This window comes from Mycobacterium sp. NGS57, from assembly GCF_059812405.1.
Map to the genome: position 1 here is coordinate 339,024 of NZ_JCALCP010000002.1, position 22,983 is coordinate 362,006.

The 22,983-nt window shown below is 69.9% G+C and carries 23 protein-coding genes; 9 read left to right on the plus strand and 14 right to left on the minus strand.

Translation table 11 applies throughout. The features are described 5' to 3' along the window. Nucleotides 1-29: 29 nt before the first annotated feature. Complete coding sequence (locus AC5Y43_RS05020) at nucleotides 30-797, plus strand: SDR family oxidoreductase (RefSeq protein WP_499970445.1); 768 nt, start codon at nucleotides 30-32, stop codon at nucleotides 795-797. 6 nt (nucleotides 798-803) lie between these two features. Here AC5Y43_RS05020 and AC5Y43_RS05025 read toward each other — a convergent pair whose 3' ends face one another. The 3 genes from AC5Y43_RS05025 to AC5Y43_RS05035 all read right to left on the minus strand — a co-directional run bounded on the left by AC5Y43_RS05025 (nucleotide 804) and on the right by AC5Y43_RS05035 (nucleotide 3,194). Beyond that, nucleotides 804-1,772 (minus strand): aldo/keto reductase, encoded by a 969-nt coding sequence (locus AC5Y43_RS05025; RefSeq protein WP_499969940.1) that lies wholly within the window; start codon nucleotides 1,770-1,772, stop codon nucleotides 804-806. A gap of 20 nt (nucleotides 1,773-1,792) precedes the next feature. Then, nucleotides 1,793-2,788, minus strand: a complete 996-nt coding sequence (locus tag AC5Y43_RS05030; RefSeq protein WP_499969942.1) for a sensor domain-containing protein — start codon at nucleotides 2,786-2,788, stop codon at nucleotides 1,793-1,795. Nucleotides 2,789-2,852: 64 nt separating this feature from the next. Continuing rightward, entirely contained in the window at nucleotides 2,853-3,194 is a 342-nt protein-coding gene (locus tag AC5Y43_RS05035) for a hypothetical protein (protein ID WP_499969944.1), read from the minus strand. Nucleotides 3,195-3,440: 246 nt separating this feature from the next. Between AC5Y43_RS05035 and AC5Y43_RS05040 the strand changes: the two genes are divergently transcribed. After that, complete coding sequence (locus AC5Y43_RS05040; RefSeq protein ID WP_499969945.1) at nucleotides 3,441-4,097, plus strand: UdgX family uracil-DNA binding protein; 657 nt, start codon at nucleotides 3,441-3,443, stop codon at nucleotides 4,095-4,097. Nucleotides 4,098-4,106: 9 nt separating this feature from the next. Here AC5Y43_RS05040 and AC5Y43_RS05045 read toward each other — a convergent pair whose 3' ends face one another. The 4 genes from AC5Y43_RS05045 to AC5Y43_RS05060 form a co-directional block, all read right to left on the minus strand. Then, nucleotides 4,107-5,900, minus strand: a complete 1,794-nt coding sequence (locus AC5Y43_RS05045) for a thiamine pyrophosphate-requiring protein (RefSeq protein WP_499969947.1) — start codon at nucleotides 5,898-5,900, stop codon at nucleotides 4,107-4,109. 213 nt (nucleotides 5,901-6,113) lie between these two features. Beyond that, the gene (locus tag AC5Y43_RS05050; protein WP_499969948.1) at nucleotides 6,114-7,163 is read right to left on the minus strand and encodes a DNA topoisomerase IB; all 1,050 of its coding nucleotides are present in this window, start codon (nucleotides 7,161-7,163) and stop codon (nucleotides 6,114-6,116) included. A gap of 98 nt (nucleotides 7,164-7,261) precedes the next feature. Continuing rightward, nucleotides 7,262-7,660, minus strand: a complete 399-nt coding sequence (locus AC5Y43_RS05055; RefSeq protein WP_499969949.1) for a heme-binding protein — start codon at nucleotides 7,658-7,660, stop codon at nucleotides 7,262-7,264. 279 nt (nucleotides 7,661-7,939) lie between these two features. Beyond that, complete coding sequence (locus AC5Y43_RS05060; protein ID WP_499969950.1) at nucleotides 7,940-8,782, minus strand: SDR family oxidoreductase; 843 nt, start codon at nucleotides 8,780-8,782, stop codon at nucleotides 7,940-7,942. Between the two features lie 182 nt (nucleotides 8,783-8,964). On the opposite strand from AC5Y43_RS05060, the gene mbp1 reads away from it, so the two are divergent. After that, nucleotides 8,965-9,201, plus strand: coding sequence for a microaggregate-binding protein 1 (mbp1, locus tag AC5Y43_RS05065; protein WP_499963582.1), 237 nt, complete (start codon nucleotides 8,965-8,967; stop codon nucleotides 9,199-9,201). A 46-nt stretch (nucleotides 9,202-9,247) separates the two neighbouring features. On the opposite strand, the gene AC5Y43_RS05070 is transcribed toward mbp1, so the two are convergent. The 3 genes from AC5Y43_RS05070 to AC5Y43_RS05080 are packed head-to-tail and all read right to left on the minus strand — an operon-like array spanning nucleotide 9,248 to nucleotide 11,761. Further along, nucleotides 9,248-10,012 carry an endonuclease/exonuclease/phosphatase family protein gene (locus tag AC5Y43_RS05070; RefSeq protein WP_499969952.1) on the minus strand — a complete coding sequence of 255 codons (765 nt, stop codon included), beginning with the start codon at nucleotides 10,010-10,012 and terminating at the stop codon, nucleotides 9,248-9,250. Nucleotides 10,013-10,016: 4 nt separating this feature from the next. Next, nucleotides 10,017-10,820 (minus strand): PIG-L deacetylase family protein, encoded by an 804-nt coding sequence (locus AC5Y43_RS05075; RefSeq protein ID WP_499969953.1) that lies wholly within the window; start codon nucleotides 10,818-10,820, stop codon nucleotides 10,017-10,019. Beyond that, the gene (locus AC5Y43_RS05080; RefSeq protein WP_499969954.1) at nucleotides 10,817-11,761 is read right to left on the minus strand and encodes an acyl-CoA dehydrogenase family protein; all 945 of its coding nucleotides are present in this window, start codon (nucleotides 11,759-11,761) and stop codon (nucleotides 10,817-10,819) included. The genes AC5Y43_RS05075 and AC5Y43_RS05080 overlap by 4 nt, the downstream gene beginning before the upstream one ends. Nucleotides 11,762-11,912: 151 nt before the next feature. Between AC5Y43_RS05080 and AC5Y43_RS05085 the strand changes: the two genes are divergently transcribed. After that, on the plus strand, nucleotides 11,913-12,494 hold the full coding sequence (locus tag AC5Y43_RS05085) for a nucleotidyltransferase (protein ID WP_499969956.1): 582 nt from the start codon (nucleotides 11,913-11,915) through the stop codon (nucleotides 12,492-12,494). A 7-nt stretch (nucleotides 12,495-12,501) separates the two neighbouring features. Here AC5Y43_RS05085 and AC5Y43_RS05090 read toward each other — a convergent pair whose 3' ends face one another. Together AC5Y43_RS05090 and AC5Y43_RS05095 are read right to left on the minus strand one after the other, a co-directional pair. Continuing rightward, complete coding sequence (locus AC5Y43_RS05090; protein ID WP_499969957.1) at nucleotides 12,502-12,759, minus strand: DUF7218 family protein; 258 nt, start codon at nucleotides 12,757-12,759, stop codon at nucleotides 12,502-12,504. A gap of 36 nt (nucleotides 12,760-12,795) precedes the next feature. Further along, nucleotides 12,796-14,904 carry a catalase gene (locus AC5Y43_RS05095; RefSeq protein ID WP_499969958.1) on the minus strand — a complete coding sequence of 703 codons (2,109 nt, stop codon included), beginning with the start codon at nucleotides 14,902-14,904 and terminating at the stop codon, nucleotides 12,796-12,798. Between the two features lie 101 nt (nucleotides 14,905-15,005). On the opposite strand from AC5Y43_RS05095, the gene AC5Y43_RS05100 reads away from it, so the two are divergent. From AC5Y43_RS05100 to AC5Y43_RS05110, 3 genes are all read left to right on the plus strand, one after another. Beyond that, complete coding sequence (locus tag AC5Y43_RS05100; RefSeq protein ID WP_499969959.1) at nucleotides 15,006-16,031, plus strand: chemotaxis protein CheB; 1,026 nt, start codon at nucleotides 15,006-15,008, stop codon at nucleotides 16,029-16,031. Next, nucleotides 16,024-16,782: an STAS domain-containing protein gene (locus AC5Y43_RS05105; protein ID WP_499969961.1), complete on the plus strand. Its 759-nt coding sequence runs from the start codon at nucleotides 16,024-16,026 to the stop codon at nucleotides 16,780-16,782. The genes AC5Y43_RS05100 and AC5Y43_RS05105 overlap by 8 nt, the downstream gene beginning before the upstream one ends. A gap of 81 nt (nucleotides 16,783-16,863) precedes the next feature. Beyond that, nucleotides 16,864-18,663, plus strand: a complete 1,800-nt coding sequence (locus AC5Y43_RS05110) for a CheR family methyltransferase (protein ID WP_499969963.1) — start codon at nucleotides 16,864-16,866, stop codon at nucleotides 18,661-18,663. A gap of 4 nt (nucleotides 18,664-18,667) precedes the next feature. Here the strand turns inward: AC5Y43_RS05110 and AC5Y43_RS05115 are convergent, their stop codons facing one another. Next, nucleotides 18,668-19,576: a chemotaxis protein CheB gene (locus AC5Y43_RS05115; protein ID WP_499969965.1), complete on the minus strand. Its 909-nt coding sequence runs from the start codon at nucleotides 19,574-19,576 to the stop codon at nucleotides 18,668-18,670. A 156-nt stretch (nucleotides 19,577-19,732) separates the two neighbouring features. Here AC5Y43_RS05115 and AC5Y43_RS05120 point away from each other — a divergent pair, with 156 nt between their 5' ends. Together AC5Y43_RS05120 and AC5Y43_RS05125 are read left to right on the plus strand one after the other, a co-directional pair. Further along, complete coding sequence (locus AC5Y43_RS05120) at nucleotides 19,733-20,902, plus strand: glycosyltransferase (protein WP_499969966.1); 1,170 nt, start codon at nucleotides 19,733-19,735, stop codon at nucleotides 20,900-20,902. Continuing rightward, a complete protein-coding gene (locus AC5Y43_RS05125; RefSeq protein ID WP_499969968.1) occupies nucleotides 20,899-21,987 on the plus strand; it encodes a helix-turn-helix transcriptional regulator in 1,089 nt (362 codons plus the stop codon). Before AC5Y43_RS05120 ends, AC5Y43_RS05125 begins: the two co-directional genes overlap by 4 nt. Here AC5Y43_RS05125 and AC5Y43_RS05130 read toward each other — a convergent pair. After that, a complete protein-coding gene (locus tag AC5Y43_RS05130; RefSeq protein ID WP_499969971.1) occupies nucleotides 21,984-22,937 on the minus strand; it encodes a helix-turn-helix transcriptional regulator in 954 nt (317 codons plus the stop codon). The genes AC5Y43_RS05125 and AC5Y43_RS05130 overlap by 4 nt on opposite strands. Nucleotides 22,938-22,983: the final 46 nt, after the last annotated feature.

Sequence of the window (22,983 nt, forward strand, 5' to 3'; positions counted from 1 at the left end):
TACAGGAGAGGGCAAATATGTCAAGGACAGTGGTGGTTGGCGCGTCGAGCGGACTGGGGCGTTGCATCGGCGTCGGCCTCGCGCAGCGTGGCGATCAGGTCGCGCTGCTCGCCCGGCGCCGGGAGCGCATCGACACCGCGGCGAAGGAGGCGGGACCCGCCGCGGTCGCCGTCGAATGTGACGTCACCGACGAGGCGTCCTGCCGATCGGCGATCGGCACCGCCGCGGACGCGCTCGGCGGCATCGACAACCTCGTCTACACCCCGGCCGTCGGGCCGCTCGTCCGGATGGTCGACACCGACGCCGAAACGTGGCGGCGCATCTTCGAGACCAACGTCATCGGGGCCTCGCTGGTGACGGCCGCTGCGGTGCCGCACTTGACGGCTGCCGCCGGCAAGGCGGTCTACTTGTCCTCCGACGCAGGCACTTTCGGCCCGCCGTGGCCGGGACTCGGCGCCTACGGCGTCAGCAAGGCCGCCCTCGAGAGACTCGTCGAGGCGTGGCGGGCCGAGCACCCCGAGATCGGCTTCACCAGCCTGATCGTGGGCGAGTGCGCCGGCGGCGAGGGCGACGGCCAAACCGGCATGAACAACGGCTGGGACATGGACCTCGCGATGAAGGCCGTCCCGCTGTGGTCGTCGCGCGGCTGCATGCCCGGCAAGCTGATGCCCATCGAGGACCTCGTCGACGTGGTCCACACGATCCTGCGCACCCACGCCGCGACGTCGATGCCGGTCGTGGTGGCCCGCGGCGCCCCCGCGGCCGCGGCGGCGTTCGCGGACGCCGCGCAATCCTGACGAGTCCTAAAGCCGCAGTCTTTCGCGGACCGTGTCCGCCAGGAAACGCCCCCGCGACGCCGGCCGGAAGGCGCGGGCCGCGGCGGTCAGCGCGTCGCGGGCGTCCGGGTGCAGCTCGATGTCGGCGGCGGCGACGTTGAACTCGAGCTGCTCGACGCTGGACGCGCCGGGAATGGCGACCACGCCCGGCAGGCTGATCAGCCACGCCAGCGCCACCTGAGCCGGCCTCGCGTTGACGTCGGTAGCGACTTCCCTCAACGTCTGCAGCAGCGGCTCGATGCGGCGCAGGTTCTCCGTGCCGAACAGCGGGTTGGCCGCGCGGATGCCGCCGGGGCGGTGGTCCGGTCCGTACTTGCCGCCCAGTAGCCCCTGCGCCAGCGGGCTGTAGGCGATCACGATGCGGTTCTCGCGCTCCGCGAAGGGCACCAGGTCCTCCAGCGCGCCGGCGTGCGCGAGCGAAAAATGCACCTGGTTGCTGATGACCGGCCGCCCGAGCGCGGCGTCGGCCTTGCGCCACCGCGCCAGCGAGTAGTTCGAGACGCCGGCCGCGCCGATCTTTCCGGCGTCGAGCAGGTCGCGCATCCCGGGCATGATCACCGAATCGGGGACCACCGGGTTGGGCTGGTGGATCTGGTAGAGCGGGATGCGGTCGAGGCCCAGCCGCCGCGCGCTGGCGCGCTCGCGCTGCTTGACCACGGCGGGAAAAGGCGCCACCGGGAATACCTTGCTGGCCACAGCGACCTCGGCGCGCTCGTCGCCGAGCGCCTCGCCGAGGATCCGTTCGCTTTTGCCCATGCCGTATACCTCGGCGGTGTCGAACAGCGTCACGCCCAGGGCCCTGGCCCGCCGCACGATGTCGCGCGCCCCGCCGGACGCATACCCGTCCCCGTAGCCCCACTCGCGGGAGCCGAATTGCCACGTGCCCAGGCCGATTCGGCTGACGCGCCCGACCCCGTCGACGTCCAGATACTTCATGGGTCCACCCTAGGCGAGCGCTAGCCGGGGATCTTGTTGAGCGCGTACTCGGCGATGCTCACCGCCGTTTGCCGCGGGCGCAGCGCGTCGGTCGTGCCGCTGCAGGAGACGTACAGGTCGACGACGACGTTGGCCTTGGCCGCAATCGCGCGGGCGGAGCGCACCTGCAGCCCCTTGGGCGCCAGATCCATTGTGGTGATGCCGTTTCCGGCGTCGGCGGGAGCGCTCAACGAGAACGGGATCACGCCGGCCTCGGGGATTGTCACGCGCACCGTGGTGCCGCCGCATTGGCGCCATCCGGACAGCAGCCCGCCCAGTTGGGACTGGGCCGCGGGCGGGTCGCGAAAGGCCGCGACGGCCTGGATGACCTGGACCGACTTCAGCAGGCTGCGGGTGTCGGAGAATTCGGCCGCGTGGTAGCCGGAGATGGCTTCGACGGTGTAGGCGTCCGGTGTCCCGGGGGCGATGGCGCCCCAGCACTCCGGGCGGTCGATGGTCCCTTCCCGGTCGGACCGGGCCGGATGGTCCCAGGTTTGACCGGCCTCGAGGTTCTGGTCGTCGGTCATGGTCTTCAGCTCGCTGAGCCCGGGCAGCAGCGCGGCTATGGCGTCCGGCGCGACCGTCGGCCGCGGGGGCGCCGCGGCGGTGGTGGCGGGCGCCGCCGGGCGGCTTGGGTCGGCACGGAACGCGGCCAGCCCCGCCCACGCGACCACCGCGACGACCGCGAGCGTTACGAATGCATACGACAGCACCATCCCCACCACCGCGCGGTCCCTGCCCCGCTCACCACTCTGGCGCAGCCGCGCCAGCGCCAGGTGCCCGAGCACCGCGCCGACGGGCGGTGAAACGAACGCGAACACCAGCGACTGCGTTGCCAGCGCGTTGACGCGCGCGCGCTGCGGCGGCGCGGCCGGGGACGCCGGCACCGGTTGCGCGGCGGGCGGCCCGGCCGGCGGCAGGCGCCCCAGCGGATCGTAGGTGAACGGGCCGTACCCGAAAGGATCCTGGGGATTCACACGGCGGTCTCCTTAGCCTGGGAGCCTGCCGAGAATGTAGCCGACGACGACGCCCGGCCACCGATCAACGTGTCGGAGGAGGGCTTTCCGGGTGGGCGAGCCGGAAGCGCTCGATCAGGTGCGCGACCCTGCCCAGCTCGTCGCGCAACGTCTGTAGCCTGCGCAGGTCCGCGACGTCGAGCCGGCCCAGCGAGCCGTAGTGCCGCAACCGGCGCAGCCGTCCGGTCAGCACCGTGCCCCACCGGATGCTGAAGTCGTAGCGCTGGTTCTCGCTGATCGGCTCCTCGTCGTCTTGTGCCGCCAGTTCCCGAAGCGCCCTGATCTGGCGGGTGATCAACGCGACGTCGTTGTCGATGTCGACGTTGGCTTTGACCGCGGGCCGAGGGTGATTTCGTATGACGCTCATCGCTCCGCCCTTTCACCCGACATTTGCTGGGGATTACCCGAATCGGCACACATCACACGCAGTTTCCCACTCGGCGCGAGACAAGACCACGCCGAGCACGAGGAGCGCGAAGTGGCGGCGATGCTGGACCGGGCCCGCGCGCCGTCGTCGGCAAGGACTGGCGTTTTCCGGGCGCGACGCGGGGGTATGCCCAGGGCCGTGACGTTCCTGGGCAGCTCCCTGCTCGATCCGCGACCCGCCTGAACGGTGGCGGCCACCAAGGCCAGCGCCGCGCGCTACCTTCCCGAGGATCGCGCGCTGGATTCGCTGAAGACCGCGGCTGGCGGCTGCCGCGGCTGCCCGCTTTTCGCCGACGCCACGCAGACGGTCTTCGGTCACGGAAACCCGGGCGCGCCCATCATGTTGGTGGGTGAGCAGCCCGGCGACCGGGAGGACCGGGCCGGTCTGCCGTTCGTCGGCCCCGCGGGGCGGCTACTCGCCCGGGCGCTCGACGAGGCCGACATCGACCCGACGCTGACCTACCAGACCAACGTCGTCAAACATTTCAAGTTCACCCGCAAGGGCGGCAAGCGGCGGATACACCAGAAGCCGAGCCGCACCGAGGTCGTCGCGTGCCGGCCGTGGCTGATCGCCGAGATCGAGGCCGTGCGCCCGCAGGTGATCGTCTGCCTCGGGGCGACCGCCGCGCAATCCCTGCTGGGACCGGCGTTTCGGGTCTCGGCTCAGCGCGGTCGGGTCGTCGAGTTGCCCGACACGGTCGACGTGACGCTCGAGCCGGAGCCGATCGTGGTGGCGACGGTGCACCCGTCGTCGGTGCTGCGGGACCGCAGTGCCGCCCACGACGACTCCTACAAATCGTTCGTCGACGACCTCTGCAGCGCCCGCATCGCCTACGCGAGTTGAGGCTCGCGCTCAACTCTTCTTGTGCGGCAAGAACTCCTGCACCTTGGTCTTCAGGCCCACCTTGACGAAGCCGACGCGGTCCTCGTCCCCGGACAGCACCGCGGCCGTCGCCGCCTTGAACTGGTCCCAGGTGGCATGCGGAGGGATCGGCGGCATGTCGGGGTCGACGTGTACGTCCAGCACGGTGGGACGGTCGGAGGCCAAAGCGTTGCGCCAGGCGTCCCCGAGCTCGTCGGGGTCCTTGACGGCCCTCGCGTTGAGGCCGAGGCTGGCGGCGAACCCGGCGAAGTCGATATCCGGAAGGTTCTGCGACTCCGCGAATTTGGGGGAGCCGGCCATGGCCCGCATCTCCCAGGTGACCTGGTTGAGGTCGTTGTTGTGCAGGATCGCGACGATCAGGCGCGGATCGCCCCACTCCTGCCAGTACCGCTTGATCGTGATGAGTTCGGCCATGCCGTTCATCTGCATGGCGCCGTCACCGACGAACGCGATGACCGGCCGATCCGGGTTGGCGAATTTGGCGCCGATCGCGTAGGGGACGCCGGGGCCCATCGTGGCCAGGGTGCCCGACAGGGATCCGCGAATGTCGCCGTGGAACCGCAGGATTCGCGCGTACCAGTTGGCCGCCGAGCCGGAGTCGGCGGTGACGATGGCGTTGTCGGGCAGCTGCGGTGACAGCTCGGAGAACATCCGCATCGGGTTGATCGGGTCGGCGCTGACGTTGGCTTCCATGTCCATCGTTTCCCACCAGCGCGCCACATTGGCCTCGATCGTCTCGCGCCATCCGCGGTCCTCCTTGCGCCGCAGGTGCGGAATCAGCGCCTGCAGCGCGGCTTTCGCGTCGGCGACGACGTTGACCTCATACGGGTAGCGCATCCCGATGAACCGGCCGTCGACGTCGATCTGCACGGCCCGGCACTGGTCGAACTCCGGCAGGAACTGGGTGTAGGGGAAGCTGGACCCGACGGTGAGCAGGGTGTCGCAGTCGCGCATCAGCTCGTAGCTGGGCCGGGTGCCCAGCAGGCCGATAGATCCGGTGACCCAAGGCAATTCGTCACTCAACACGTCCTTGCCCAGCAGCGCCTTGGCCGCCCCGGCGCCGAGCAGGTCGGCGACCTCGGCCAGCTCCCGGTGTGCGCCGCGGGCGCCGGTGCCCACCAGCATCGCCACCTTCTTGCCCGCGTTGAGCACCTCGGCTGCGCGGGTGATGGCGGCGTCGTCGGGGGCGATGGCCGGCGCTTCGATGCCCAGGCTGGACGGCACCATCTTGAAGGCGTGGGTCGGCGGCGAGTACGGCAGTTCCTGCACGTCCGACGGGATGATCAGCGCTGTCGGGGCGCGTTGGGTCATCGCCACCCGGATGGCGCGGTCCAGGACATTGGGCAATTGTTCGGGGACCGTGACCATTTGGAGGTAGTCGCTGGCGACGTCCTTGAACAGGCTCATCAGGTCGACCTCCTGCTGATAGGAGCCCCCCATGGCGCTGCGGTTGGTCTGGCCGACGATCGCCACCACCGGGACGTGGTCGAGCTTGGCGTCATAGAGGCCGTTGAGCAGATGGATGGCCCCGGGCCCCGACGTCGCCGCGCACACCGCGACCCGGCCGCTGAATTTCGCGTAACCCACGGCTTCGAACGCGCTCATCTCCTCGTGGCGCGACTGGATGAACATGGGCTTGTTGTCGGCGCGGGCCCACGCGGCCAGCAGCCCGTTGATGCCGTCGCCGGGATAGGCGAATACGTGCTCGACGCCCCATGCCCGCAGTCGTTCCAACAGGTAGTCCGAGACCTCTTGTTTAGCCATGGGTTGTCCTCCTCGACGGACAGCGACGGACAGCAGGGTGACATTGCAGGTGACCCCCGGATCGCCGTTGGTTGGACGTGCCGGTTGGCGCGGGCGAAGCGGGCGGTTCGGCTGCCGGCTCCGTCAGTACGGCAGCCGACACCGACCGGCGGTTTCGCCACACGGAATCCCGCATACCCGCAATCGCGTCCCCTTATGCGTGCAAGGGCCGGGTCATGCGCTCTTGGGCAGCGCCCCGGATGCGTCGTGGCCCTTGGCCACTCGGCGGATGAGCATGCGGGTGGCCTTCTCCAGAATCTCCTGCGCCGCCTCCGGCCGGCGGGCGCGCGCGGCGCGACGCGTCGCCGCGCCGATCGTCAGGCCGCGCTCGTAACCGGTGACGACGCGGGGGTCCACGTACGAGCCGCGGGCCACCGCGGGGGTGTTGCCGAGTTCCTCGGCGACCTCCTTCATCACGGCGGACGTGACGCGCTTGACCACCCGTTGGGAGACGGGTGGGTCCGCGTCGGCGAACGCCGCGGCGGCCAGCACCGTGCCGTGCCAGGTGCGCAGGTCCTTGACGGTGTACTCGTCGCCGACCATCTCCTTGAACCGCGCGTTGAGATCGTCCGAGCGGATGTCGACCCATCCGGATCCGGTGCGGCACACGAGCAGTCGTTCCGTGCGCTCCGGGCGTCGCATCAGGGCACGCACCGCCCGAACGATTTCGGCGTCCTCGATCTCCACGGTGCGCCGGACCCCGCTTTTGGCAGGAAAGTCGAATGCGACCGACCCGCGGCGCACCGTCACGTGACTGCACTGCAGGGTGGCCATTCCGTAGGACTCGTGCTCCTCGGCGTACTGCTCGCCGCCGGCGCGGAAGTAGCCGCGGTCCAACAGACGCAGCGCTACCGCCAGGACCCGCTCGCGCGTTAAACCGCGGCGCCGCAGGTCTTTACCGACCCGCGCCCGCCACATCGGCAACTGCGCCGAGAGCTCCAGCACGCGGTCGAACTTCTCCTCGGCGCGCTCCTGCTGCCACGCGGCGTGGTAGAGGTACTGGCGGCGTCCGGCCGCGTCGGTGCCGACGGCCTGGATGTGGCCGTTGGGGTAGGGGCAGATCCAGACCTTCTTCCACGCCGGCGGAATGACGAGGTCCTTGATGCGCGCCAGGGCGTCCGGATCGGTCAGCCGGTTGCCGTCGGGGTCGTGGTAGGCGAACCCCTTGCCGCGGCGTTTGCGGGTGATCCCCGGTTTGCCGAGCTCGCTGCGACGCAACCGCATCCTTGCCTCCAGTCCGTCTGGGTGACTGGACAATTACCCGCGCGCCCAACACGCGAAACGACCCGCCACGACGCTGTGGCGGGTCGTTTCCGGCGCGTTTAGCCGGCCATGAACTCCTGGTAGGCCGAGTCGAGCATCGGCGGCAGCGCCTTGACGTTGCACTGCCGCTCGGTGTCGCCGATCGGCGCCAGGATGCCCCGCAGGTCGTAGTACTGCTGGGGGTGCGAGGTGAAGTAGGCCCGCAGGTTGGACGCGGCCTCCGGCCGCGGCTGACTGTAGGCGGCCGTCACCACCTGGCCGGCGTCCGGATGTGCGGCCAGGTACTGCTGTGCCGCGCCCTGCACCGAGGACACCGTGGCGTTGACGCCGGCCGGGCTGCAGTCGGGCGCCGCGGCCGCCGTCGGGGCACCGATGATGCCCATGGTCAATCCCCCGAGCAGACAACCCGCGCTGATGCCGGCGACTCGCCGGCGCGCGACGATACTGCTGATTTTCATGATGAGTGTTGTCCTTCGAAATTGATGAAATTGATCGAGAGCGATCGAACTGGTCGAACAGAGGGTCCCGAGGCCCTCGAAAACCAAAGTAGCGGAGCCCGAAAGTGGCGGCCGTCACTCGCAAACGCATATTGCGGTCGCGCACCGCCCGGTGCGGCCGTTGGGCGCCGGTTTCGCTAAGACAGCAACCAAATCGGGCCGAAAAAGCTGAGGATTCTTAGAGAACGCGATCGGTTCTTAAGCAATTGCAAGACGGATCGTGACAAAACCGTGACATGCTCAGCGGCTCGTGTTGGACAGATCCCGCGCCCGCAGCCTCGTCGGCGCGGTGCTGCCGTCCCCGTTCGAGCTGCCGTCGGTCCCGTCCGGCGCCAGGGTGCTCAACCAGGTGTCGACGTCCGGGCCGACGACGACCGCGCCGTCGGAGGCCAGCAGTGCCCCGGTGCCAAGGGCGCGCAGCGCGGGCTGGACCGCGCGGACGTGGCGGCGATCGCCTTGCCGCACGAGCAGTTTCGACGTGAGGTCGGGCAGCCGGACGGCCTCGGGGCCGGTGACGGTGCGCGGCGGGTGCGTCTGGCCCAGGGCCGCCTCGACCAGCACATCGGCGACCGTGTCGGCGGCGACGGGCTGGATCAGCCAGTCCTCGACCACCACCTCGCCGTCCTGGGCGGTGACCGCGGCGGGGTTGTTGGCGAATTCGTACCACTGGGTGGATTTCACGATCGTCGCCGGCACCGGGCCGTCGAGCACGATCTCCTTGGCCGCCCGCTTGGCCGCGTAGTACGGAAATCCGTCGAACGCGGGGTCTTCGACGCCGGCGATCGTCAGGACCACCAGCCGCCGGACATTCCGCGCGGCGCACGCTCCCACGATGTTGTGGGTCGCGGTGGCCACCGTCCGGGTGATGCCCGAGCGTCCGTCGGCCGGCAGCGGATTGGAGACGTCGATGACGACGTCGACTCCGGCCAGCGCTTCGAAGAGCCCCCGCCCGGAGACCACGTCGACACCCTGGGCGCGCGACATCTCGACCACCGCGACGTCGCGGGCGTTCAGCCTGGCGACGACGCGCGACCCGGCCGTGCCGGTCGCCCCGATGACAGCGACGGTGCTCAGTAGCCTCACCCCCCTTACGCGGTCGCCCGGTGGAGCTACCCGGATAGATGTCGTTCAAACCAGCCTTTTCGCCAGGCGGATCGCATCGCGTGATCACGCGCACAGCTGGGCCCGGGGTGTTTGGGCGGGCGGCGCGGGGGAAGCCGGTAAGGCGAACGACCAAGACGCAACCAACACAGGGAGGTCGACCCATGGGAGATGACAAGAGCGGACCGCAAGAGGCCGTCAAGGGCGCGGTCGAAGGCGTCAAAGGCAAGGCGAAGGAGGTTGGCGGAACCGTCCTCGGCCGCGACGACATGGTCGAGGAGGGCCAGGCCCAGCAGGACAAGGCCGACGCCCAGCGCGACGCGGGCAAGAAGGAAGCCGAGGCGGAGTCGGCGCGCGCCGGCGCGAAGGCCGCCGAGGAGCGCCAGAAGGACAACCAGTAACCGATCCCGCGGGGGCCCGGTCCGGCAATCGGACCGGGCCCTTTGCTCATGCCCGGTGCAGGTCGATCACCAGCGGCCGGTGATCCGATATCGGCATCGCGTCGGCCCGCGCCGCGCCGCCGCGCAGGGTTTCGTCGTCGGTGAGGATGTGGTCGAGCTGGCGGTGGGGCGTTGCGGCCGGAAACGTCGTCGCGGTGGCCAGCGGCCGCATGCCCGACCAGCGCTGCGCAGCGTGGGGCGTCATGTTCAGGTCCCCCATCAGCAGCCGCGGGCCCGGAAAGCCGCGCAGGTCGCGCACGAGCCGGCGCAGCTGGCGCCGATTCCAGCCGGGCACGAAGGACAGGTGGGTGTTGGCCACCGTCAGGCCGCCGCGCGGGGTGTGCAGCTGGGCGATGACGGCCGCTCGCGGTTCCTCGTCGACGACGGTCACCCGGTTCGGCTGCCGAAGATACATGGGAAAGCGCACCGGAATCCGCGGTAACCGCACCACCTGCCAACTTGCTACCGGGAAGCGGGACAGCAGGGCGATCCCGTAGGCCGCCGTGCCGGGCTGCTCGTGGCCGGTGGCGGCCATCCAGGTCGCGCCGGGCGTACCGGAGATCGCCGCCACGAACCGGTGCTCGACGGCTCCCATGGCTTCGGCCGCGACGGCGGTCAGGTCGGCGCGATCCGAGCGCGGCTGGTCGAAGTCGACCTCTTGCAACCCGAGGATGTCGGGATCCAGGCGGCGCACGCACTCGCCCAGCCGGCGCGGGTGCACGCCGTCGCCGACGGTGCGGCCATGCAGGATGTTGAAGGTCGCCACGCGCATGGGTTTACCGGAATATCACTTCTCCCACCGCGAGCAGCCGCTGCAGGACGAACCCCGGCAACACCGGTGGCGCGCCGGCGACTCCCGGCTCGAGCTGACTCCGAAAGCACCGCGCCGCAAGGCGTTTGCGGGCGAGCGCGCCAGCGGGCACGCGCACGGCGTGGGCCCGCTCCCATGGGACCGCTGGGTCGGCCGGGCCGGCCCAGTGCCACATCCACACCGGGTATTCCAGCAGCGCGGCGCCGGTGCGTTCACACGCGCGCGCGGCCGCGCGCCCGACGGCCTCGTGATCCGGATGCCCGTCGCCCCGCCAGGTGGTGGCACACCAGGTCCCGGGTGCGGTGTCCTCGAGGATCCCCGTGAGCAGGTCGCCGATCTCGTCCTCGTGGTCGGTCAGCTGCCCGTCGGGCAGGCCCAGTGACACCGGCGGCGGTGCTCCCAGAACACTTGTCGCCCTGCGTAGCTCGTGCCGCTGGGTGATTTCGAGACGGACCCGCTCGGCGGGCCGCGCCGCGGGCCGGGCGGCGCCACCGTCGCTGACCGAGATCACCCGGACGGCGACGCCGGAGGCCACCAGTTGTGCGGTCGTCGCGCCGAGTCCGAGCGTCTCGTCATCGGGATGGGGCGCGACGACGACCAGGCCCGGGCAGGCCGAAAGGTCCAGGGGCGGCAGCGGATGGGAGTCCAGGGCGGTCAGCCAGACCGGCACCGGGGTGCCGCCGCGGGTCAGCGGCTTCGCCGCGAACTTCGCGTAGTTGCCGGCCGGCAGGGTGGTGACGGTGTGCACAGGGTGCTCGAGGGTCGTCATCGCTGCCGCCCGGCCAGCCGTCCCAGCTCGGCCAGGTCCCGCTCGGCATGGCTCTGGCGGATGTAGATGGTCAGGTCGGCGACGCGCTGGGCGTGCCGGCCGTCCTGGCACAGCGGGCCCGGCCCGAGGGCCCGGCCGGTCCGGGTGATGGCTTCGTCGGCCGCGTGCTCGACGACGGTGCGCGCGCGATGGGCCAGCAGTTGAGCCGTGTCGGAGCGATCGAACGGATCGGCGTCGATCTGGGCAGCCGCGGCGGCCAGGATCGCCTCGCCCGCGGCGAGCGCGGCGTCGACGGCACCCAGGTGCGCCAGCGAGTACGCGTCAGCCGATTCGCTTGTGGCGCAGCGGTACAGCGGCTCGGCAACCCGGCGCGCACCGCCGAGCCAGCAGGCCGCCACGCCGATGGCCGCGTGCCAGAACCCGGGTCGGCTGAAGTACTCGTCGGGATCACCGACGGCGACGGCGGGGGCGTTGGTGAACTGCACCGCCCGCGTGTCGCTGCCGGCCATCCCGACGTTCCACCACGTGGTCGGCAGCGCTTTGACGGCGGGTTCGCTGACCGTCACCGCGAACAGGCCGCGGCTGCCGTCGTCGAGCCGCGCGGTCACCAGCGCGTGGCTGCAGAATCCGGCGCCCGAGCACCACACCTTGGTGCCGTTGAGGATGATCGCTCCGCCGCTGATCTCGGTGGCGGTCACCCTGGCGTCGCACGACTCAGCCGACCACACGGCCCACAGCTGCCCGGAATCGGGGGGCTTGCCGCCGAGCTCGTGCAGGATCGCCACGGCGTCGAGGTGGGACTCGGCAATGCGGGCCGCCACCACGTCCTCCTCGGCCAGCCGCGCCAGGCGTTGCCAGCGTTCGGCGGTGCGCCCCGCAGCGGGTAGCGGCAACTCGAGTCGTCCCGAGTCGAGCCAGTGCTGCACCAATCCCGCCGTCACGCGCGGTCACCCTCATGGCGGGCGCGGAACCGTGCGGCTGACATAAGTGAATAACTGCCCAGTCTCACTGGCGCTTAAACGAACGAGGAGCGACGTCACCGCCTTTGCCGGCCGGTTGCATCCGGCCGGCGGGGGGTATGACCTAGGGACCATGACACCCATCGAGACGCCCGCGGACGCGACGGCGCCGGTCGCCTGCGAGCAGCTGCGGGAAGCGTTGCGCAGGGCGGCCTCCGCGCTCAAGGAGAACGGCCCGCGCTTCGCGCTGGCCGGCACCTATGCGCTGTGGGCCTACGGCGCGCCCGAGCCGAGCCACGACGTGGACCTGGTGGTGGCCGAGTCCGATGTGGCCGAGGCGGAGGCCACCCTCGCCGGCGCCGGTTTCGCCGTCGAACATCCCCCGGAGGACTGGCTGTTCAAGGCGCGCACCGGCGATACGGTCGTGGACGTGTTGCACCGCATCAACGGCGAACGCGTGGAGCCCGCGATGCTGGAGTGCGCGGAGCAACGCGAGGTGCTGGCGATTGGGATGCCGGTGCTGCCGCCCACCGTGGTGGTGATCCAGAAGTTGCGCGCCCTGAACGAACATCACTGCGACTTCGCCAGGCTGCTTCCGCCGGTGCGCGCGGTCCGCGAACGCCTGGACTGGCGCGACATCGAAACCAGCACCGCCACCAACGATTACGCGGCCGCGTTCCTGGTGCTCGCCGGCCGGCTCGGCCTCACCGGTTGAGCCCGGGTCAGTGGTTGCGCAGCTTGGCGACCAACTTGTCCTTGGTCAGGCTTGAATAGCCGGACATGCCAAGCTCTTTGGCCTTCTTCTTCAACTCGGGAACCGTCCAGTCCTGGTACGAGCCGGACTTGCCGCCCTTGCGGCCGACCGACGACTTGCCCCGGCTGGCGGCGGCGTTGGAGATCCGCGCCGCCTTCTCCTTGGAGTCGCCCTTCTTGCGCAGGTCCTGGTACACCTTTTCGTTCTTGATCGACGAACGTGGCATTCTTCATCCTCCTTGGTGTCGAAATTCCGATGACGCTCATGCCGGCACCGGATCGGTTTGGCGCTCCCAACAGCGATGGCGTGCCAGCGCGGCGGCGAGTTCCTCGGCGAACGCGTCGGGAAGCTCGTCGGCGGCCGCCGTCGTGGTGACGACGGCCTGGTCGCTGACAATGCCGGTGTCCTCTGCGAGGCGGGACTTGATGCCCCCGGCGCGCAGCAGCTTGATCCCAGCGCCGTACGCGCCGATCGGCTTGAGGTGCTTGTAGGCCTCGACCACAAAGTGCACGGCGTATCCGTCCCCGGACAGCGTCGACACCGAGTCCGGTCCGCACGCCACGACCACCGCGTCGTAGAGGACCGACGCCATCGTCGTGAACGCCCGGTCGACGGGCAGTTCACCGCCGGACCCGCCGCGCAGCGCGCCGCCGGCAACCGGCGCAAGGACCTCGACGATCGCGCCGCGCTGTTCCATCTGCTCCTTGAAGCGTTGCGTCCCAACGACATCCACGCCGTCGGCGGCCAGCACCGCGATCTTGCGCGAGGCGATGGTGTCGCTGACGGCGATCTGCGACAGCGCCGGCGAGGCGGCCGCTGCACCGTCGACCGCTTCGTCGGGCGGCGCGGGCAGCCCCAGCTTCGCCGCCACCCGGGTGGCCAGTTGGTGGTCGACGCGGGCAAGTTGGGCCACCACCGCCGCACGGATGTCGGGCACTTCCACCTTGCCGAGCTCGAAGGCGAATCCGGCGACGATGTGTTCGGCCTCGACCGGCGTCATGCTCTTCCAGAACATGCGCGCCTGGCTGTAGTGATTCTCGAAGGACTTCGCGCGCTTGCGCATGGCGACGCCGTCCACCCGCTGTGTGTAGTGGCGAAAGACGTCCTCGTCGGCCAGCGCCGGGCAACCGCCCCCGATGCTGTTCTTGTAGTAGCTGGTCCGGCCCTGCGGGATCCGCTGCTGGGCGTAGCCGTCGTGCTGGTTGGTGCGCACCTCGGCCACCGGCCGATTGACCGGCAACTGCGCAAAGTTGGGGCCGCCCAGGCGGATCAGCTGCGTGTCCAGGTAGGAGAAGTTGCGGAACTGCAGCAGCGGGTCGTTGGTGAAGTCGATCCCGGGCACCACGTTGGCGGTGTGAAAGGCGACCTGCTCGGTTTCGGCGAAGAAGTTGTCGGGGTTGCGGTTCAGCACCATCTTGCCGACCGGGCGCACCGGGACCTGTTCCTCGGGAATCAGTTTCGTGGCATCCAGCAGGTCGAAGTCGAACTTGAACTCGTCGGCCTCGGCGACCAGTTGCACGCCGAGTTCCCACTCGGGAAATTGGCCGGACTCGATGGCCTCCCAGAGGTCGCGCCGGTTGTAGTCGGGGTCCTTGCCGGCGATCTTCTGGCATTCGTCCCAGATCAGCGAGTGCACGCCGAGGCTCGGCTTCCAGTGGAACTTTACGAAAGTGCCTTCGCCGCGGTCGTTTACCAGCCGGAACGTGTGCACGCCGAAGCCCTGCATCATGCGGTAGCTGCGCGGCAGCGCGCGGTCGGACATCAGCCACATGATGGTGTGCAGCGTCTCGGGCTGCAGCGCCACGAAATCCCACAGCGTGTCGTGGGCCGACTGGGCCTGCGGAATCTCGTTGTGCGGCTCGGGTTTCACCGCGTGGACGAAATCGGGGAACTTGATCCCGTCCTGAATGAAGAAGACCGGGAAGTTGTTGCCGACCAGGTCGTAGTTGCCCTGTTCGGTGTAGAACTTGGTGGCGAACCCGCGCACGTCGCGGACGGTGTCGGCCGAGCCGCGCGACCCGGCCACCGTGGAGAAACGCACGAACACCGGTGTCCGGGTGCCCGGCGTGGTCAGGAATTTCGCCGCGGTGTGCTGGGCCAGCCAATCGTCGTACGGTTCGAAGAAGCCGTACGCGCCGGCGCCGCGCGCGTGCACGACCCGCTCCGGGATGCGCTCGTGGTCGAAGTGGGTGATCTTCTCGCGGGCGTGGAAATCCTCCAGCAGCGTGGGGCCACGCTCGCCCACGCTCAGCGCATCGTCGGTGTGATCAACGCGGACCCCCTGCTGGGTGGTCAGGTACCCGGTGTCGCGGCGGAAACGCGCCGACTCGAGGTCGTGTTGCTTCGGATCCGGTGTGTCGTCTTTGGCCATGGCGTCCGGTTACCACCGTCCGCTCAACCCAAAACCGGCACCACGTGCTTCTATCCACCGGCCGCGCGGTTACGTAAGCTTGAGCGGAGTAGTCGAGGGTGGTGATTGACGCGTCCAGTCAACGGGACGACGCGGACGGCCTGCGGGGAGTGGTCGCGATCGGCGCCTCTGCGGGCGGCGTGGACGCGCTGTCCCGGTTGGCCGCCGGTCTGTCGGCGGATCTGCCGTACGCCTATTTGATCGTGCTGCACGTCCCCGCCGGTGTGCCGAGCGTCCTGGCCCGGATCGTCGATCGCAGCGGCCCCCTCCCCGCGATCACGGCGGAGCACGGTGCGCCGCTGTTGCCGGGCCACATCTACGTCAGCAGTCCGGACCGTCATCTGCTGGTCGTCGACCACCGCGTCGTGCTGTCCCAGGGCCCGACGGAGAACGGCCATCGGCCCGCCATCAACGCCCTGTTTCGCTCGGTGGCCGTGGCATTCGGGACACGCGCGATCGGCGTGCTGCTCTCCGGGGTGCTCGACGACGGCGTGCTGGGGCTGGCCGCGATCCGCTCGCGCGGCGGCGCCACCATCGGCCAGTCACCGGAGGACGCGTTGTTCCCGGCCATGCCCGTCAACGCGCTCAATGCGGGCGTGCTGGACCGGCAGGCCGCCGCGGCCGAGATCGGCGCGGTCCTCAAAGAACTTTCGTACCGGGAAATCGAGGAGCCGAACATGGAACCCGATGCGGCGTTGGAACTGGAAAATCGCATCGCTATGGCCTCCAGGTTCTCGACCGACTTCGACACCCAGGAGCTGGGCGCGCCGTCGGGCTACACCTGCCCCGACTGCAACGGCTCGCTAATCTCCGTCAGCGAGAACAATTTCCGCTGTCAGGTCGGCCATGCGTGGACGGCCGACGCGTTGCTCACCGCGCGCGACGACGAGCTTGAGGGCGCACTGTGGGTCGCCGTGCGCAGCCTGCGGGAGAAGGTCAAACTGGCTCGCCAGCTTGCCGACAAGGCCGGGCCCGGCCCGCTGTTCGGCCACTACATGAACCTGGCCGAGGAAAGCGAACGCGCGCTGGCCGTGCTCAGCGAACGGCTCGCGGGCACCGCCCCCCCAAGCGGTGATACCGGTGGCTGAGTACGGGTCGGTCGTGCGGATCGACTCAGCACCGCAACGCGGCGTGCCGATCCTGGTGCTGGACGGGGTGCTGGACGGCTCCACGTATCGGACCGTCCGCGACGCCGTGATCAAGGCCGCGCTCGACGAGCCGCGCGGCGTCGTCGTCGATGTCAACCGCCTGTCCGTGCCGTCCGCGTCGGCGTGGGCGGTGTTCACCAGCGCCCGCTGGCACGTCAGTGTCTGGCCGGACGTGCCGATTCTGCTGGTCTGCGGAGAGCCGCGGGTGCGCAGGGCCATCATCGCCGGCGGCGTGACCCGCTACGTGCCGGTGCATCCCACCCGGTTGTTGGCGCTGGATGCCCTCGGCGACGGGGAGTTGCCGTTGCGCCGGCGGGCGCGCACCGAGCTGCCGGTCACCTCGGCCGGTGTCGGCCTGGCCCGCGCCATGGTCACCGATTGGCTCACCCAATGGGACCAACGCGAGCTGATCCCGGTCGCGGCGACCGTCGCGACGGTGTTCGTCGAAAACGTCCTCGACCATACGCAGAGCGCGCCGGTCCTGATGGTCGAGAACTATCGCGACACCGTCACGGTCGCGGTCGAGGATTGCAGCGAGCACCTGCCCGGCCGGCACGAGGACCCCGACCGCGGCGCCGAAATCGTGTCCGGCCTGGCCATCGTGTCCGTGCTGTGCCGGTCGTGGGGCGCCACCCCGACCATGTCGGGCAAGACGGTGTGGGCGATGGTCGGTCACGAAAATCAGCTTTGACGTCGCGAGTAGTGTTCACATTCTTCTGCGCCTGCAGATCCTTTTGCTCCTAGGACGAAGTGCTCTTGCGAACGGGACTACATGGACGGCACGACTGACGAGGCCTTCGAGGCGCTGCTGCGATATATGCGCGACTCCCGCGGCTTCGACTTCACGGGCTACAAGCGCACGTCGCTGATGCGCCGGGTCCGGCACCGGATGGATCAGGCGGGCTATCCCTCCTTCGAGGAGTACCTCGACGTCCTGCAGGCCAGCTCGGACGAGTTCGCGGCGCTGTTCAACACCATCCTGATCAACGTCACCGCGTTCTTCCGGGACGCGGAGGCCTGGGAGTTCATCGGCGCCGAGGTCATTCCGCGGATGCTCGCCGAGCGTGGTCCCGGCGACCCGATCAGGGTGTGGAGCGCGGGGTGCGCGTCCGGGCAGGAGGCCTACACGCTGGCCATGCTGCTGGCCGAGGCGCTGGGCCCCGACGCGTTTCGGCAGCGGGTCAAGATCTACGCCACCGATATCGACGAGGAGGCGCTCACCGAGGCGCGCACGGCATCGTATGAGGCCAAGGCGGTCGAGGGGGTGCCCGCGGACCTGCTCGGCCGCTACTTCGAACAGGTCAATGGCCGCTACGTCTTCCACAAGGACCTGCGCCGAGCGGTCATCTTCGGCCGCAATGACCTGGTCAAGGACGCGCCGATCTCCCGCGTCGATCTGTTGGTGTGCCGCAACACCCTGATGTACCTCAACGCCGAGACGCAGCGAAACGTGTTGGGGCGCTTGCATTTCGCGCTTGCGCCCCAAGGCACCCTGTTTCTCGGGCACGCCGAGATGCTGTTGAGCCACAGTGATCGCTTCGCCCCGTTGAGCCTCAAGAACCGGATCTTCCGCAAGATCATCGGATCCCAGGCCCACGTGGAACGCTACGACCCGGCCGCCGCCTTCTACGATCGCCACCCCGACCTGCCGGGGCTGGCCACGGTGCGGGACTTGGCATTTCGCGCCAGCCCGGTCGCCCAGATCGTGATCACCGGCGAGGACACCGTCGCCATGATCAACCAGCAGGCGGAGAGCATCTTCGGCCTGTCGGCCCGCGACATCGGCCGGCTACTGCGCGACCTCGAGGTGTCCTACCGTCCGGTCGAGCTGCGCGCCTACCTCGAACAGGCCAAGGTGGAGCGGCGATCCACCCGGATCCCGGACGTCAAGTGGCAGCGGCCCGGTGCCGAGACCGTGTGGTTCGAGATCCACATCAACCCGCTCGTCGACGCCGAGAACGGCCTGCTGGGTGTGTCGATCGTGTTCTTCGACGTCACCGCGACGCGCGCGCTGCTGGACAAGGTCGTGCAGACCAACCGCCAGCTCGAGGCGGCCTACGAGGAACTGCAGTCCACCAATGAGGAGCTCGAGACCACCAACGAGGAATTGCAGTCCACCAACGAAGAGCTCGAGACGATGAACGAGGAGCTGCAGTCCACCAACGACGAGCTGCACACCATCAACGACACGCTGCGCGAACGCAGCGTCGAACTCGACGACGCCAAGAACTTCCTGGAGTCGCTGACCAATTCGGTTCAGCTGGGCATGGTCGTGGTGGACCGGGAGATGCGGGTGGTGGTGTGGAACCGCGGCTGCGAAGAACTATGGGGCCTGCGTGCCGACGAGACGACGGGTGCCCGATTGACCGGGCTGGACATCGGGCTGCCGCTGGACGGCATCCGCCCGCTGATCGGCAACGCGTTCGTCGACCCGGAGAGCTCCGGTGAAACCGTGGTGGACGCCGTCAACCGGCGCGGCCGACCCACCCGGATACGGGTGGTGTGCACTTCGTTTCGGTCGCCCGAGGGAACCGTTGGCGGGGCGCTGCTGTTGATGGAGGTCCTGGAATAGCGGTTTAGTGCCCCCAGCGCGCGGCCGCCTCCGAGGCCGCCTGGTGGGCCAGTTGGGCGCGGCGCAACGACTCTTGGGCCCGGCTGCGCGCGACGGCGACGGTCCGCGCGGTGGCACCGAACCCCTCGGACAGATCCTGCCGCCTGCGCCGCAGCTCGGCGGCGCGCCGTCGCGCCATCTCGGCACGGCCGGCCGCGTTGTTGGGCAGGTGGTCCGGCGTCAGCCGACACGTACCGTCGCCCCGTGCGACATGCCCATCCATTGATCCCCCTTCTCCCGGTTCCGTGGCCTGCGCCGGCGGCATCACCCGAGTCTGCTCAGGCAGCGCGCCACCCGCGACGAGCCCGGCCAGCACGCGCCCGATCTCGTGAATCGGCAGTACGAGGTCGGCACCGGCACGCGCCGCCGCGAGCGGCATCGACGCGTAGAGCGCGGTGTCCGGGCTTTGCGCGATGACGATGGCGCCGGCGCGCTTCATCGCCGCGGTCCCCACCGCACCGTCCTGGCCGGAGCCCGACAACACCACCGCCACGCTGCGCGGCCCGTACGAGGCGGCCACCGACGCCAGGAGCAGGTCGATGCGCCGCTCCGAGCGCCCCGACATGGCGCGCAGCCGACAGCAGCCGCCGGGCGCGAGCTCCAGCTGCACCTGGGGCGGGCAGACCACCACCTGCCCGGGCACCACCGACTGGCCGTCCAGCGCCCAACTGACCCGGTGGGGCGTTTGCCTGCCCAGGATCGTGGGCAGCACGCTGCTGAGGCCCCCGAGGTGCTGCTGCACGACCACGGCGGCCGGAAACTCGGCCGGCAGGTCGTGCAAGACCACCGACAACGCATCCAGCCCGCCCGCCGAGGCCAGCAGGACCACCAGGTCCAGCGGCGGGCGCTGGACGTTGCCGATGGCCGCGGTCATCCCTTCAGTGTCCTCTTCGGGGCGGTCGGCCCGGCCAGCCGATATGCGAAACGGCTGGACGACAGGCGAAGGACGCGGCGGGCGCGTTTCGTTTGTACCGGGCGGGGTAGCACTCCTGGGTCGTTGTTTCCGCGCGCGAACCCGAAGGGGGCGGCAGTGAAGATCGCGATCGTCACTGGTGACGACGTCGTCGGTGACGACCCGGCGCAACTTGGCGCCGCGCTCGCGGCCGGGGGACACGAGGTGACGTCCTACGTCAGGCAGCGGGACGGGCGGCGCGCGAGAGCACATCCCGAAAGCGGCTATCGAACGGTGCCGATCCGCGTCGGCCCGCGCGCCGCGGCTTCGGCCGCGCAGGTGCTGCCGTACGTCGGGGAATGGGTGACCATGCTCGAGCGCCTGTGGGTGTCGGACCCGCCCGACGTCGTGCACGCATATGGATTCCTCGGCGGCCTGGCCGCGCAACTGGCGGCACGGCAGCAGCGGATACCCACGGTGCAGAGCTTCCAGGGGCTGGCCGGGGCGTCCCGTCCGGTCGCCGACGACCTGCGCGGCCGCATCGAGCCGCTGTTGGCGCGGGGCGCGGCCTGGGTGACCGGTGAGTGCACTGCCGACGCCGACATCCTGTGCCGGTTGCGCCGCGGCCGGGCCCGAGTGTCCACTCTGTGTAGCGGCGTCGACGTGGAAGCTTACAGTCCGGTCGGCTCGGTGGCCGCCCGCAACGGGCGTCATCGGATTCTGTGCATGGGCCCGGACCTGTTGGGAGCCAATGGGTTTGATATCGCCATGCGAGCGCTGCCCAAGGTCGCCGATGCGGAGCTCGTCATTGCCGTCACGGCCGGCGAACCCGGCCACGACGACGCGCGCGCCCGGCTCGCGTGCCTTGCCGCCGAGTTGGGCGTCGCCGATCGGGTTCACCTCGCCGGCACGGCCGGCGCCGAACTGCCGTCGCTGCTGCGCTCCGCCGACATCGTCGCGTGCACGCCCCGGCAGCCGCCGCGCGCGACGCCGGTGTTGCGGGCCATGGCCAGCGGGGTGGCCGTCGTCGCGCTTCCCGTCGGTGTCCTGACCGACGTCGTGGTGGACGGTGTTACCGGCCAGGTGCTGTCGCACCATGACCCCACCGCGGTCGCCGCGGTGTTGAGAAGCCTTCTCGCGCAAAGCTTCCGGTGTCAGAGCATGGGCGCGGCCGGGCGCAGCCGCGCCGTGTCGCGGTTCACCTGGGACCGCATCGCGCTGGACGCGCTGAACATCTATCGCCCGCTCGTCCCGCAAAACGGCGGGCCGGCCAAGCTCCAGCCGGCCGACGACCCGGTACTGCGATGACGACCATCACCGACGGCGTTTCCTCCGGCGTCGACGTCGTCGACGCGGTCGACGAACCCGACTCGATCCGGGTCGAGCTGCGCCCCGCCCCGCCCGCCCCGGCGCGTGGCCCGGGGCCGGTGCAGCGTCCCGCGGCGGTTCGTTACGAGCAGTTCCGCACCGTCGAGGCGGAGGCCACGCGGCGGTTTTTCACCGGCGCCTACGCCCCGGGCTGGCGGGTCGGCGGGCTCGCGAGCCCGCTGGCCGTCACCCACCGCCGCTGCGTGGCGGGCTCGCTGGCACTCGACGAGGTACTGATCCAGGGACGGCTGGCCTTCGAAATCCCGCCCGCCGACAGTGTTCTCGTGATTCAGCCACGCGCCGGGTCGCTGGCCGTGACGGGTGGCCCGTTCCCGAGCGTGGACAGTCCCATCCTGGTCTCGCACGGCATGTCCTGCGCGCTGCGCGTCAACGGTGCCCGGTTCGACGTGGTGACCATCGCCGCCGACGCGCTGCGCAAGGTCGCCGCGAACTGGCAGGCCCCGCTGTCGCAGCAGGTCCGGTTTTTGAACTGGCGCCCACGGTCCCGCGGTGCCCTGCGCGCGTGGCATCGAGCGCTGGATTATGTGACCGCGACCCTGGCCGCACCCGATACCGCCGGGCAACCGCTGGTAGCTGCGGCGCTGGCACCGCTCTTGGCCGGCGCGCTGCTCGAGTGCTACCCGTCCAACATCACCGAACAGGAGCTGGCCGGAGATCCCGCGATCCCGGAATCGCTGCGGGACGCGGTCGCGTTCATCCACCGGCACGTCGCCGGCGAGGTGAGCATCAACGACATCGCGGCCGCCGTGCACCTCACACCCCGGGCGGTGCAGTACCTGTTCCGGCGCCAGCTCGACACCACTCCCACCGAATACCTGCGCCGCATCCGGCTGCATCGCGCGCATCAGGACCTGACCGCCGGCGAGCCGTCCAACTGCACGGTCACCGAGATCGCGCAGCGTTGGGGGTTCGCCCACACGGGCCGCTTCGCCGTGCTGTATCGACAGACCTACGGCAACAGCCCCCACGCCACCCTCAAACAGGCGGGTGCCGGGACCGGCTAATTGCGCAGGGTCGAGTGCGGGCTTTGGCCGTAGAGCTGCCGGTAGTAGACCGCGAACCGGCCCGTGTGCGCGAAACCCCACCGCGCGGCGATCTGCGTGACCGTCGTGTGCGCCCGATCGGCGGCCAGCAGATCCTGGTGCGCGTGGTAGAGGCGCACCCGCCGCAGGTATTCCATTGGCGTGCAATCGCGGTGGCGACGGAACATCAGCTGGATCGCGCGCGGGGTGACGTAGGCGGCCCCGGCGATGTCGGCGATACCGATGTCGCTGTCGGCGTGCTCCTCGATGAACGCGATCGCGCGCCGCAGCAGCGCGGGAGCGGTGTCGCGCCGATCCGCGGTCGTGGGATCCAGCAGCGCGTTGTTGGGGAATGCGGCGAGCATGCTGGCCGCCAGGTGTTGCATCGCGGTCGAGGCGACCAGCGGCGCGCCGCCCAGCGCCGGGTCGGCCAGCACGCCGTCCCGCAGATAGTCGACGGCGTGGATCAGCCGGCGGGCGGCCGCCGCGGAAACCGGCTGCGAATCGGTCAACCGGACCGGCTCGCGCCGGCGCCCGTTGCCGGCCGCCGCCACCCGATCCAAGATGTCCCTGTCGACGGTGACCACCGCGCAGCGGGCCCGTCTCGCGCGACCGCTGAACGGCAGCCCGAGCGCGCCAAGGGCCAGGATCTCGTCGGCGCCAACGGAATTCGGTCGCCGGCCGGGCAGCCCCTCCTCGATCACCCCGGACCGCATCCGGCACAGCAGGATTTTCTCCGGCGCGTCGGCGTCGTAGCCGACGTCGGAATCGACCTCGGCGTCGTCGATGCACAGGGGCCCCAGGGACCTGCGCGAGATCCGCACGCGGGTGGCGTCGCTTTCGGAGCCGCTGATGCGCACGGCGCCGTAGGCCCGGCCGAGGACCTCCTCGGCCTTCCCCAGGTCGTCCGTGTCCAGCAATACCGTTCTCATCGGCTACCGTTCGTCAACGCTACGGGTACCCCACCATCGCGTCTAG